Source organism: Chromohalobacter sp. 48-RD10 (assembly GCF_029889785.1).
In the GTDB taxonomy this organism is placed as follows: domain Bacteria; phylum Pseudomonadota; class Gammaproteobacteria; order Pseudomonadales; family Halomonadaceae; genus Chromohalobacter.
The window spans coordinates 1-12,188 of sequence record NZ_JARANX010000033.1 but is presented as its reverse complement, the minus strand read 5'-3'; the positions used below and the strand labels follow the sequence as shown (position 1 = coordinate 12,188).

The following is a 12,188-nucleotide window of genomic DNA, read 5'->3' as shown; positions in this document are numbered from 1 at the left end:
GACCAGCATGGCCGTCGCCCCCGCCATGCAGACGCGGTTGATGGACGTCGCTGAAGACGCCCAGACCATGGCCGCCTCGCTCAATCACGCCGCTTTCAACATGGCCAACGCACTCGGCGCCTGGTTGGCCGGCGTGACCATCAAGGCGGGTCTGGCGTGGTCATCCACCGGCCTGGTGGGCGCCTCGCTCGCCTTGTTAGGCATCGCGATCTTCGCCACCGGCCGCTGGCTGGAAAAGCGCGAGGCGTTGCAGCAGCCCGCTGCCTCGTCATAAGGCAGGCCGCAAGTGGCATGTGTACGTTGCTTGCGGTCGCCACACTCCTCGAATTACGGCTTTCTCGATCAGATTAATTTTTCGGTAACACTTAAGTTTTTTCTTATTTTACCGATAATTATTCAGGGGCTGTGTCACCCAGCCGCATAGCAAGGTAACCGTGCTTGAGATACTGCACGAGGCTGGGCCATTGAAACCGCCAGAATGGACGTCGTGGAGAAAGCGCTATGTCGGGGATGGAAGATGGGGGCGGAGTACGGGAAAAGGGTGAATTTGCGGTGCTCGGGTTTGTGTTGTCCTGCCGTTTGCAGGAGGTCGGAACAGAGGATGCGACGCGGGTGCTCGACGCCTTGGAAGCAGAACTCGAATCGCGCGGCTTGATCATGGGAGGTGGGGTCGACGCGGATCGACTGGACGTCTTCGTGTTGCCGCATAAAAACGCCAGCGCTACGGACAATGACCGCCTTGCGCTGGCCGAGTGGCTCGATCAACAGCCGCTGTGCGCCGAGGTTGCGGTGGGCGATTGGATGGATGCTTACGGGGTGGAGTGACAAAAGCGGTGGCCATTCATGGACCTGTATCCATCGCGGTTCAAGAGCCTTTGCCTCAGCGCAGGGCTCTTGGGCAGTAATCCCACACTCAGCCCGAACGGTCTGAAGGCACTATTCAGGAGCGTGAGCGACTGGCTGCCTTTGTCGGTCTCGATATCCGAGAGCGTGCGGCGGCTGATTCTGGTCAGCGTCGCTTTGGCGTAGAGGTTCAGTATTGACCAACTCATAGATGGCCCCATGTAATTCACGTAGCGACGGGCTTTGCGTCGTTTCGCTTGAGTCACGACATGTTCTCGGGCGCATCATCCTGCCCCAATTCTACGGCCGTGATCTTCAACTCCTCGGCCAACTCGTCCATGAAGCGCAAGGCGACTTCGAACTCTCTGTCACTGTAGCCCGAGAGTAAAGCCTCGACCCGTTCGGCATGTGCCTCGTAGAGCGTATCGATCTCGGCGATCATTGCCGGGTTCGCGCGCAGATTCCAGCGACGGCGATCGCTTTGATCCTGCTCACGATCGAGAAATCCCCGATTGACCAGTTTGTCGACGATCACGCTCAACGAGGCGCGAGTGAGTCCGGTTTGGTCGGCGAGATAAGTGGCCGTCAAAGGGGCCTCGTGTTGCACCAGCCGTATGCACTCTAGCTCTGTCGCGGTCAGCCCCAGCCTCCGAGCGGCGGCGTCCTGAAAGAGCACGGTGCGTGCGCCGAAGCGTTGTGCCCGTATGAGGTATCGATCGAAGCGTTTCTTTGACATCTCTCTATCCATATTCTTAGTTTGTCTAAATGTTAGATAAACTAACAAAAATAGTCCAGTGATTTCTGCTGGTCATAACGCTTACTACCTACTCTTGGCAACGTGGAGAGCGCTCGAGGGACCATGCGGTGTCGCCGCTCTTCAGGGTAATCGAAAGGAGAAGTGCCATGGATCTAAATGGAAAAATCGTACTCGTCACTGGTGCAGCAACTGGGATAGGGGCCGCTATAGCCGCCGAATTCAACCAGGCAGGGGCCAGCGTCGTTGGTTTTGATATCGCTTGGCACGATAGGACCGCGTCCGATATCGAACGAATTCATTGCGATGTTACCGATGCCGACAGCGTGAAGCGCTGTGTCGCTGATACCGAATCTCGTCATGGCAGGGTGGATATCCTGGTCAACAATGCCGCCATGGCGTCGTCGGTCACGCCCAAACCGTTCGAGGAGATAAGCGCCGAGGAGTGGGAGAAGGTCATGACAGTCAATACCCTGGCCCCGTTTCTATGTAGCCAGGCCGTGACGCCAGGCATGCGTGAGCGCGGATGGGGGCGAATAATCAACCTCACTTCTGCTGTGATATTCCAGGCGGTGCCATTCAACTTGCATTACTTCTCGAGCAAGGGCGCGATCGCCGTAATGACTCGCTCGTTGGCCCGGGAACTCGGTTCCGACGGTATTACCGTCAATGGTGTCGCACCTGGCATGACAGTGACCGAGGGTATCGAGAAGAACGGCGGCTATTCGCAAGAGATGCTTTCGCAGATCGCCAACGCTCGTTGTTTACCACGTGAAGAACGCGCCGAGGATCTCGCTGGTATTTGCACGTTCCTGGCCAGCGAGGATGCGAGCTTCATCACCGGCCAGATCGTGACCGTGGACGGTGGGATGGCGTTTCACTGAGCGATATCGAGACCGGATCACATTACCCCTTATTCAGCTTGAGGAGCATCTAGTGATGGCGCACGACAATCTCTTTGTCCCGCACGGTGTGGGTGATCTCACTGTTCCGAACCGCGTATTCCTCGCCCCGATGGCACGCAACCGTGCACATGATGACGGTACGCCCTGGGCGGATGCGGCAATCTATTACGCCCAGCGCGCCTCGGCTGGCCTCATGATCTCTGAAGCCGTTGATGTGTCACCGCTCGGTAAAGGCTATATCAAGACGCCCGGTATCTATACCGAGAGCCATGTCGAGGGCTGGAAGCCGATCACAGCCGCCGTTCACGCCAATGGTGGGCGCATCTATTGTCAGCTCGGGCATGTCGGGCGCATCCGCAACTCTTCGGTCGAGCCGGAAGGCGAGCCGCCGGTGGCGCCGAGCGCTATTCGCGCCGAGGCCAAGACATTTACGCATGATGGTTTTCAAGACGTTTCACGGCCCAGAGCACTCAACGTCGATGAGCTCCATCAGATCATGGCGAACTACGCGCACGCCACGCGCTGCGCCATGCGGGCAGGGTTCGACGGTGTGGAAATCCATTCGGCCAATGGTTATCTGCTGAACCAGTTCCTGGCGCCGGGCTCCAACACGCGCGACGACGCGTATGGTGGTGGGATAGAACACCGGTGTCGTTTTGTACTGGAAGTCGTCGATCGCGTGATTCAAGAAATTGGCGCCCATAAGGTCGGTATACGCCTGTCGCCGCTCGGCGAGGTCAATGATGTCGACGAGCCGGACCCGGAAGCGCTCTACGGCCATCTGGTCAGCGAGCTCGATAAGCGTGGCCTTGCCTACCTCCACATGGCCGAGAGCTTCAGTGGCATCGCGGGTAATCCGGAAAAGACTGCCACCATAAACGCCATTCGCAAGCACTGGTATGGTTTCTACGTCGCTAATGGTAACTACTCGCTGGCGACCGCCGAGAAATCGATCGCCGAAGGGTGGTGCCACGCCGTCGCTATCGGTCGCCTTTTCCTCTCCACCCCGGACTTGCCGAGCCGCTGGCATCACGACATCGAGCTCAACGAGCCGAACAAGGATACCTTCTACGGCGGTACGCATGCAGGCTATACGGACTACCCATTTGCCACGCTCGGCCGCGACGGCCATAGCTATGTCGGGTAGAAAAAGAAGGCCGATCGGAAAACAGGACGATATGACGATGAAAAACGACGTAAATGCAACGCCCGAGTTGATTGACATGGCGGGCGCGCGATTTGAACTGATCGCTCGCATGGGGCGTGAGGACGCCGATACGGCTCTATATCGTACCGCCATGGCAGCCGGTCGCAGCGTTCCTCTGCATAGTCACATTGATCCCGAATGCTTATACGTGCTGAGCGGACAGATCGAAGTATTCGTCTTCGACGCCAAACCACGTTGGCAAAATCTCGACACTGGCCAAAGTGTGCTTTTAGCCGACGGCGTCAGGCATGCACTACGTAATACGACAAGCCAGCAAGCGGATCTGGTTCTCGTCACGAACAACCGCCTTGGCCGATTTTTCCGCGACGCTGGTCGACCAGTGATGCCCGGCGATGCCTGCCAACCCCCCTCACCTGACGACATCACAAGAATACAGCAAGTGTCAGAAGCGTATGGTTATTGGCAGGCTTCTCCTGATGAGAGTGATGCGGTCACGGGTTAGACGCCCATCCTTGGGCCTCTTTGGGTTTTCGTCGCAAGCGCGCCGGCCAGTCTACGGGCGTGGCAAGCGCTTTAACGAGCATTGTGGGCCTGAATCCACCGGTGCCTCGTGCGTCGGTGTTCGTATTTGATCGTCTTGCGCAGGCAAGGAGACTTTCGATGAATTCACCCCATCAGAGCCGACGCGGATATACTCTCAGCATATGCATCCTTGGCCTAATGACGGCCATAGCACCGCTGTCGATCGATACTTATCTGCCGGCTCTACCCGGGTTGGCGCAGCAGTTTCAAGCCAACCCGGTTGACGTGCAATACACTCTCAGCCTTTTTTTCGTGGGTTTGGGTGTCGGCCCATTGCTTTACGGGCCACTCTCTGACCGGTATGGGCGACAACCCATTCTGTATTTTGGCCTCGTTCTCTACCTGCTGGCGAGTATCGCCTGCGCGACGTCAACATCCATTGCCATGCTGGTGGGCGCGCGCCTGTTACAAGGCTTGGGGGCCTCCGTCGGCCCGGCCATGGCACGTGCCATTGTGCGCGATCGATACCATGGCTCGCAGGCAGCCAGTATGATGTCGTTCGTGGTAATGGTCATGGGCGTGGCGCCGCTGATCGCGCCGATGATCGGAAGCTTGATGCTATCGGTCGCCGAGTGGCCGCTTATCTTCTGGATGTTGAGCTTCTATGCGATGGTCGCCCTGGCCGCGCTTGCCGTGCTGCTCCCCGAATCGCATCCGCGTCATCTGCAGAATCGCACTCGCAGCCTGGCAGCGCAGTATCTTGATTATTTGTCGCTGCTCAGACGCTTGCCGGTGATACTGCATCTGATCTGCGGTGCACTGATGTTCGGTGTGCTGTTTTCCTACGTGGCCGCCGGCGCGTTTATCTACACCAACGAATATAGTATCGGCCAGTCGGCAGTGGGCTTCTATTTCAGTATCAACGCGGCATCTATGGTGATCGGTACGTTCACCAATGGCCGCATCGTGGAGCGTTTCGGACATCGTGCACTGCTGGGCATTGCCGTCGCCAACACACTTGTCTGGGCATTGCTTTTGCTGGCCACCTCGCTTACCGGATTTGCCGGTTTCTGGGGCATGGCGATCCCGTTGTTTTTCTTGCTCTCTACCATTGGCGTGGCGGGCGCCAACACCATCGCCGGTCTGCTGGATCTGGCGCCGAAGGCCGCCGGTGCGGCGTCGGCGCTGTTCGGAGTCTGCCAGTTTGCCTGTGCGGCCTTGGCGACCTGGGTGCTGGGTATGCTCGGAGGCGACGCCTTGGCCATGGCCCAGGTAATGATCGTGTGTGCCGCTGGCGCGCTGATCGCGTATCTGTCGATACATCGCTGGGCACCGCTGCCAGGCGAAGGGTTTTGAATCCGCTCGGGAGACGGCCACCGCCTTCGTCGTGTCGAGTGACGATCCAGTCATCCTCCAACGGATCATAAAGCAGCCCGAAGATCGTCTCGTCGAAACGGAGCGCCGCCCCATCACTGCGTGCCCTGTGTCGACGCCACCTGACGGTCACGCCCGGCACCCAGCGCCATGACCAGCGCAGTAAGCCCAATCGCGCTCACCAGAAACCCGACTACGTTCCAGCCACCGCTCCAATCGTGCAGCACGCCGATCAGCAGCGGCCCCAGCGCCGCAAGGGTATAGCCAATACCTTGGGCCATCGCCGAGAGACTCGCTGCGGTCGTCGCATCGGGTGCACGCAGAGCCAGCAGGGTCAACGCCATACTGAAAGTACCGCCCTGGCCTAGACCCAGCACCACGATCCACAGCCAGATGCTTTCGATCGGAGCGTAGAGGCAGCTCAGCAGCCCGGTCAGAGTGAGTGTCATCACGCCGATCAGCACCGTGCGTTGATCGCGCATACGGCTGCTGATCCACGGCGCCAGGATCGCGGTAGTCACCTGCAGCAGGATCGACACCGATAGCGCCAGCCCTGCGGTAACCGCCGTTAGCCCGCGGTCCTGGAGGATCGTCGGTAACCAGCCGAACACGATATAGGCCAGCGACGATTGCAGCCCCATGAACAGCGAGACCTGCCACGCCAGTGGATCGTGACGTAACCGCGCGCCGCGACGTGCGGGAACGCGAGTGGGTTTGGTGCCCTTGAGCTGCGGTAGCCAGAACAGCGCGGCGATCACCGCTGGCAGCAACCAGAACGCCAGCGAGCCTTGCCAAGGACCTTGTGCAGCGCCTTGCCAGGCGTCGTCCAATAATTGACGTAGCGGCTCGGTGGTACCCGCGGCAGCGGAGGCGCCGAGATTGAGCGCCACGGTGTAGAGACCGGTCATGATGCTGACACGACGGGGGAAATCCCGTTTGACGATGCCCGGCAGCAACACCCCGATGACTCCGATACAGCCACCGGCGACCGCCGTTCCCAGGAACAGCCCCGCCGTGCCGATATAGGGCCGCACGAGCAACGCCACCGCCAATACCAGAAGCGCGGCAAACACGCTGCGCTCCGGGCCGATGCGTCGAACCATGCGTGGTGCCAGCGGCGCAGCGAGCCCCAGAAACAGCACCGGCAGCGTGGTCAGAATGCCCTGCAGACTGGGTGACAGCGCAAGCGCCTCACCGATGCTGCCGAGGACCGGCGCGACGCTGGTCAGCGCCGGGCGTAGATTGAGCGCTACCAGCAGCAGCGCGACGAGCGTCAGCACGCCCCGGCGGGGTATCGCGGAAGTCGACAAGAGGACCATCCTTGGAAACCGAAAGATATTGCGTCACGGCAGCAAAGCCGAGGACGCAAGGGTAGCCGATTACGGCCAAAATGAGGATGCTTCTACGCCAATCGTCGAAGGTCGGTAGCGATTTCGACTGTATGGATGGTGGTTGGCCGCTGCGATGTGTCGCTGATCGGAGGTCGGACAAGTCGAGAGGAATGGCGCCGACAGAGTATTTGGATACCAGACACCAGAGCACGTTATGTATAGTGTTGTGAGGTAGCCACCAATGGCAAAATTCACGTTCATCGCAAAGCGTGAATACCGTGTCGACAAGGTAGCCACCATCATGCAATACAGTCTTCCCGCTCTGGCCTGAGTCATGCACTGGCGCGCCCTAAACTATTTCGACACCGTGGCCCGCAGCCACTCGCTGCGCGAGGCGGCGGCCCGGCTGCATATCGCCCCGACGGCCATCAGCCGTCAGATTGACTTGCTGGAGCACCAGCTCGGGGCACCCTTGATCGAGCGTGGACCAGGCGGCATCCGGCTCACCGCCGCAGGGGAATTGTTGGCGGTGCAGGCGCGCCGCCCCCTGCGCGATCTCGAGCGGGTGCAGGAGCACATCAGCGACCTCAAGGGCCTGCGTACCGGTAAGGTCAGCCTGCGGGGGGCCGAAGGCATGGTCTCCGGGTTGCTCGTACCGGCGTTCGGGGAACTCAGCCAGCGTCACCCGCAACTGCAGTTCGATATCCCGGCCAGGCCGTCTCAATGCTCTTTACGGCTACCGTGCAGAGACCTTTCTGGACGCAGCACGGGCCTCGAGCGAACGCTGGACGCGCGGTGAGCCTCGCGGCACGTTGGATGGTGTGCCGGTCACCCTCAAGGAGCTGATCGCGACGCGTGGCATGCCGGTGCCGAATGGCACGGGCCTTGGCCCGCAGACACCGGCCACCGAGGATGCGCCGCCAGGGTCCCGACTGGCCGAAGACGAGGCATTGTTGCTGGCCAAGACGACCTGTCCGGATTTCGGCATGCTCTCCTCGGGGCGCTCCTCCTTCCATGGTACAACCCGCAACCCCTGGCGACTCGACTGCAATCCCGGCGGCTCGAGCGCCGGGGCAGGGGCTGCGGTGGTGGCCGGCTATGGTCCGTTGCATGTGGGCACCGACATCGGCGGCTCGGTGCGCCTGCCCGCCGCCTGGTGCGGCGTGGTGGGGTTCAAGCCGACACAGGGACGCATTCCCATCGACCCCTACTATGTGGGGCGTTGTGCCGGCCCCATGACCCGCAGCGTCGACGACGCCGCCCTGATGATGACTACCCTGGCACGCACCGACCGCCGCGACGCCACGCGCCTGCCGCCGGATTCGATCGACTGGACGGATCTCGCGAGTGACGTCTCGGGGCTGCGCATCGGTGTGATGCTGGACGCCGGCTGCGGTCTGCCGCTAGACGACGAGATCGCCGCTGCCGTGGAGGCCGCCGCCGCACGGCTCGAGGCGGCCGGCGCCACCCTGGTGCCGCTGGCGCCGGTGCTGACCCGTGAAATGCTTGACGGCCTGGACCGCTTCTGGCGCACTCGCCAGTGGAGCGCCCTGGAGGCGCTGACGCCCGAACAGCGCGAGCGCGTGCTGCCGGCGATCCTCGCCTGGGCCGACGATGGCGGTCGGATCGGCGGCGTCGAGGCGGATTCGAGCAGACCCTGGCCATGCGGCGCGCGACGGAAGCCGTGTTCGACGATGTCGACGCCGTGATATCGCCCACCACGCCCAATGTCGCTTTTTCCGCCGACTGGGTTTCGCCCACCGATGACCCGCAGCGACCCTTCGAACACATCGCCTACACGGTGCCGTGGAACATGGGCGAGCAGCCGGCGCTATCGCTCAACGGCGGGTTCTCCCGTGATGGCATGCCGCTCGGCGTGCAGTTGATCGGCCCGCGCTTTGCCGATCACCGCGTGCTCAAGCTGGCCAAGATTCTGGAGACGCGACTGGCGCTCGAGCCGCGTTGGCCGTCACCACCCGTTGCGCAGTAAGCTTCTCGGTCAACTGTCTCGTCTCGTCATCGTTTCGATGTTCTCCTTCATGCCGCCGGTGTGGACCCAGTGGATGAGCGCCTCCTCGGCGCGCACCATTCGGCGCAGCGCCACCTGGCTACCGACCTACTACGTGGTGATTCTGCCGATGGTGGTGGTGGGCTTCATCGGCATCTTCGCGCTGCCTGACCTGGCTCGTGCCGACACCGTGGTGCTGGAGTACGCCATGCAGCACCTGCCGGTCGTGCTGGTCGGGCTGCTCGGTGCCGGCACATTAGCTGCATCCATGTCCTCCAGCGAGCCGTTTATCCATTCGGTGGCGCTCTCCTGGAGCAAGGACGTGCTGCAGCCGCTGTTGGAGCTCTCCGACGCCCGTACCGGGCGACTGGCGCGCTGGATGATCCTGCCGCTGATGGCCTTGGTGATCGCTCCGCTGGCCATCGCCGAGCCGGGCAGTCTAGTGATAATCCTGCTGGTCGGACTGGGCTTCGCCACCCAGGTGATGCCAGCCTTCATCGGCATGTTCTTGTGGCCGCGTGCCTCCAAGCTGGGCGTGCTGGCGTGCATCGTCGCTGGCTTCATGGTGACCGTGGCCTTCACCACTCTGTGGAAGTACCCGCTGGGTATTCACGCCGGTTTTTGGGGGCTGATGACCAACCTGCCGGTGTTCGTCATCGTCTCGCTGATGACCGCGCCCACCCAATCCGACGTTGTGGAACGTTTCTTCCGCATCGCCGCTCCACACGGCCTCACTCGACTCGGTGGAGGAAGGGTCTCCCAACCCAGCGACTGCCTGCAGGAGTGAGTGGCAACCCTTCATGGCGCTTCGTCGTCGGAGGTCGAATTTGGCCACGGCGTTGCGCCACGATAACGCCTGAGCGACGACAGGAGGCATGGGCATGGGACTGGCTTGGATCGGTAGTGATTTAGACTCTATGAATGGCGGCTGAGGTGTGCTGCTTGCTGTTTGTTGGTCGCGGACGGCGAGTGCCCAAAACGTCAAGTTGGATGCTTGTAGAGCGATTCGGCATATTAGCGGCTTAACGATTCAGATATGCTGAAAGCATAAGTAATCATGAGTAAATAACAAACAGCAGAGACTGCAGTAGGGAACGGAGGGGTGATGACAGGCTCTGAGCTACCAGACTCAGCGAACTTCGCCGTTCAAGGCAGTCGCAACTGGCGTCAGACGACACCTCGAACGGGAGTTGCCGGCGGATGTCTTCGGTGGATGCGCCAAGCTACGTGATTGGCTGCGTAAACGGGTGGGACGGTGCATACCTTCCAAGGCAAGGAAGAAGACAATGTCATTCTTGTGCTGGGGCTATCGGCGGATGCGCCGGGCGCTGCCGAGTGGGCCTCCAGCAAATCCAACTTGCTCAACGTGGCAGTCACACGTGCCAAGAAGCGCGTCTATATCGTGGGTAGCACCGGCATATGGGGAGACAAGAAATACTTCTCGGAGGCGAAGGAGGCTTTGGCGGTTTCTGAATCAGCGTGACCGGCAGCGCGCTCTGCAGCTTCGACGCCAAAGCGCTGGCTCGCCGTATTCGGCCAGCCAGCGCTGACGCTAATGTTGTTTAGCCAGATACGTATTTCAGTGACGCACGGTCTCGGCCAGCATTTCCCGCATCTGCGATACCGGTGTTTCTTGAGGAATTACGCGGATATGCTGAGTGTTGGCCAGCTCTGCGGTTATTTCTCGATAGCTCTGGATTCGCTTTGCCTCCTGGCTCTGGGGCGCCTGACAGACGAATACGGTATCTTCCGGCATGCCGCCGTGTTTTGTTAAGCGATTCATCTGCATGATCCAGCGATCACCCTTGTCCAGAATGCTCTTGGGATCATCCAGGTCGAAGGACAGTGGCCGGATGGCTTGGCGCGGTGCGTGTTCATGGTGTCGCCACACGAACGGAAAGGTGACGTGGTAAAGCTCGTCGCCCAGTCGCTCTTCTCGATAGATGCGATCGACAAACTGCTCCTTGAGCAGGATGTTGAGGCGGCGTTTAATCGTCGTCTCCACTTCCTCTCGCTGATCGAAGTCGTGGTGCACATAACGATTGAATAGCTCGTCCAGCGTCTTGGCAGGATCGCTTGAGGCAATGGTGCCTGGCGGCCCGAAGCGAAACATAGTTTCGCTCGGCGCTATCAAGTGCTTGAACAGGCCCATCTGCAGAGCAAAGTCGCCAGCGTTGGCGTTCGCAAGCTCCGCAACGCGCTTCACTTCATCGGCGAATTCATGGCGCGCTCGCCGGAAAATGCTGGGATCGAGTTTATCGAAAAAGTCGGTGACACGCTTGCGCGTCCGCGTTTCGACGCGCTGAAGGAACTGACCGTTGGAGCAGAGCATGACGATCCCCAGGTTCGCGAACTCACCTGTCTCGGGGTAGGGCTGGAATCGAAGCACCGCGTAATTGCAGAAGGTGCTCATGTTAGTCTCCAGAAATCGTCATGGTTGAATCGTTGCAGCAGCTCAAGCCGCTCATCGAGGGTCGGGCTTATCTCGGAGTCGTCATCCCACGGGTCCCGATAGATCCACGCCTCCGGTAAAAGGCTGATGATGCTATCCCAGCCTGCCAAGGCCGTGTCAAGCGCGGCAATATGCTCCGCGCGGGTCATCATGTCGTCGAAACAGCGTCCCTGATCGCTAAACACATGATTTTCTAGTATCTCATCGTCTTGCGTGTCCATGGAAAAAGACACGTTGTGATCTATCAAGCTCAGGCCCTCGTCGGAAGACCAGAGGAGGTTGACATTTCCGCCTAGCTCCGTAAGACGCCGATCACCATTCTTGACCCACTTGTCAAACACTAGCACACGTTGCTGGAGGGTGTTCGCCACGTGGCTTATCTGGGGGTAAATGAGAGTCGTTGCGTTCTCGATTAGCCGGCTGGCGAAGGCGGGGCCTCCTTCCAGATCTTTCGCGCCATCGACAGCGCTGAAATCGATCAGTGGCTGAGGTATCTGCATCAAGCCGTAAGAAGGAACGGGGAGCCCTAGGCGTTTGCCGAGCTCGGCACAGATTAGCTCTGATGTGAGGGCTGCTTTTCCCACGCCATCCAACCCTTTGACGACGTAGACATCGTTTTTTTCATCTCTGATGAAAAATGGGCGGCAAAGGCCTTGCTCGGATCGTCGAAGTATCTCTACCGCCTTTAGCCTTGATGCAGTCATGACATTCCTTGCAGAAGCGAATCCAGTGTCTGTTCTTTGGGTCAATTGCGCCTAGCCATTCACTCCAAATTCTGAATCTGAATATTGATCTAAAAATAAAATATATCAAAAACAGTAACTTATAATG

Annotated in this window: 13 protein-coding genes and 2 pseudogenes; 11 read left to right on the top strand and 4 right to left on the bottom strand. The window is 59.8% G+C overall.

All coding sequences use genetic code 11. From position 1 onward, the window contains the following. A pseudogene (locus OP496_RS15845) lies at positions 1 to 274 on the top strand (MFS transporter); the annotation flags it as partial. A 227-nt stretch (positions 275 to 501) separates the two neighbouring features. Further along, complete coding sequence (locus tag OP496_RS15840) at positions 502 to 825, top strand: 50S ribosome-binding protein YggL (RefSeq protein ID WP_280564758.1); 324 nt, start codon at positions 502 to 504, stop codon at positions 823 to 825. A 280-nt stretch (positions 826 to 1,105) separates the two neighbouring features. Here the strand turns inward: OP496_RS15840 and OP496_RS15835 are convergent, their stop codons facing one another. Next, positions 1,106 to 1,579, bottom strand: coding sequence for a MarR family transcriptional regulator (locus tag OP496_RS15835; RefSeq protein WP_280564756.1), 474 nt, complete (start codon positions 1,577 to 1,579; stop codon positions 1,106 to 1,108). Between the two features lie 128 nt (positions 1,580 to 1,707). On the opposite strand from OP496_RS15835, the gene OP496_RS15830 reads away from it, so the two are divergent. The 4 genes from OP496_RS15830 (at position 1,708) to OP496_RS15815 (ending at position 5,548) form a co-directional block, all read left to right on the top strand. Then, entirely contained in the window at positions 1,708 to 2,481 is a 774-nt protein-coding gene (locus OP496_RS15830; protein ID WP_280564755.1) for an SDR family oxidoreductase, read from the top strand. Further along, positions 2,462 to 3,649: an alkene reductase gene (locus tag OP496_RS15825; RefSeq protein ID WP_280564754.1), complete on the top strand. Its 1,188-nt coding sequence runs from the start codon at positions 2,462 to 2,464 to the stop codon at positions 3,647 to 3,649. The genes OP496_RS15830 and OP496_RS15825 overlap by 20 nt, the downstream gene beginning before the upstream one ends. Positions 3,650 to 3,686: 37 nt before the next feature. Beyond that, positions 3,687 to 4,172, top strand: coding sequence for a cupin domain-containing protein (locus OP496_RS15820; RefSeq protein WP_280564751.1), 486 nt, complete (start codon positions 3,687 to 3,689; stop codon positions 4,170 to 4,172). Positions 4,173 to 4,330: 158 nt separating this feature from the next. Then, a complete protein-coding gene (locus tag OP496_RS15815; RefSeq protein ID WP_280564749.1) occupies positions 4,331 to 5,548 on the top strand; it encodes a multidrug effflux MFS transporter in 1,218 nt (405 codons plus the stop codon). Positions 5,549 to 5,661: 113 nt separating this feature from the next. Here OP496_RS15815 and OP496_RS15810 read toward each other — a convergent pair whose 3' ends face one another. Continuing rightward, entirely contained in the window at positions 5,662 to 6,885 is a 1,224-nt protein-coding gene (locus tag OP496_RS15810; RefSeq protein WP_280564747.1) for an MFS transporter, read from the bottom strand. Positions 6,886 to 7,231: 346 nt separating this feature from the next. Between OP496_RS15810 and OP496_RS15805 the strand changes: the two genes are divergently transcribed. The 5 genes and pseudogenes from OP496_RS15805 (at position 7,232) to OP496_RS15785 (ending at position 10,388) form a co-directional block, all read left to right on the top strand. Continuing rightward, positions 7,232 to 7,696, top strand: coding sequence for a LysR family transcriptional regulator (locus OP496_RS15805; RefSeq protein WP_280564745.1), 465 nt, complete (start codon positions 7,232 to 7,234; stop codon positions 7,694 to 7,696). Next, the gene (locus OP496_RS15800) at positions 7,599 to 8,606 is read left to right on the top strand and encodes an amidase (RefSeq protein WP_280564760.1); all 1,008 of its coding nucleotides are present in this window, start codon (positions 7,599 to 7,601) and stop codon (positions 8,604 to 8,606) included. Before OP496_RS15805 ends, OP496_RS15800 begins: the two co-directional genes overlap by 98 nt. Next, complete coding sequence (locus tag OP496_RS15795) at positions 8,561 to 8,887, top strand: amidase family protein (RefSeq protein WP_280564744.1); 327 nt, start codon at positions 8,561 to 8,563, stop codon at positions 8,885 to 8,887. Before OP496_RS15800 ends, OP496_RS15795 begins: the two co-directional genes overlap by 46 nt. A gap of 25 nt (positions 8,888 to 8,912) precedes the next feature. After that, positions 8,913 to 9,692, top strand: a pseudogene (locus OP496_RS15790) (sodium:solute symporter family protein); the annotation flags it as partial. 468 nt (positions 9,693 to 10,160) lie between these two features. Further along, positions 10,161 to 10,388 (top strand): AAA domain-containing protein, encoded by a 228-nt coding sequence (locus tag OP496_RS15785; RefSeq protein ID WP_280564742.1) that lies wholly within the window; start codon positions 10,161 to 10,163, stop codon positions 10,386 to 10,388. 96 nt (positions 10,389 to 10,484) lie between these two features. Here OP496_RS15785 and OP496_RS15780 read toward each other — a convergent pair whose 3' ends face one another. Together OP496_RS15780 and OP496_RS15775 are read right to left on the bottom strand one after the other, a co-directional pair. After that, positions 10,485 to 11,318: a DUF3037 domain-containing protein gene (locus tag OP496_RS15780; protein ID WP_280564741.1), complete on the bottom strand. Its 834-nt coding sequence runs from the start codon at positions 11,316 to 11,318 to the stop codon at positions 10,485 to 10,487. Next, positions 11,315 to 12,061 carry a HipA family kinase gene (locus tag OP496_RS15775; RefSeq protein ID WP_280564740.1) on the bottom strand — a complete coding sequence of 249 codons (747 nt, stop codon included), beginning with the start codon at positions 12,059 to 12,061 and terminating at the stop codon, positions 11,315 to 11,317. The genes OP496_RS15780 and OP496_RS15775 overlap by 4 nt, the downstream gene beginning before the upstream one ends. Positions 12,062 to 12,188 lie beyond the last annotated feature (127 nt).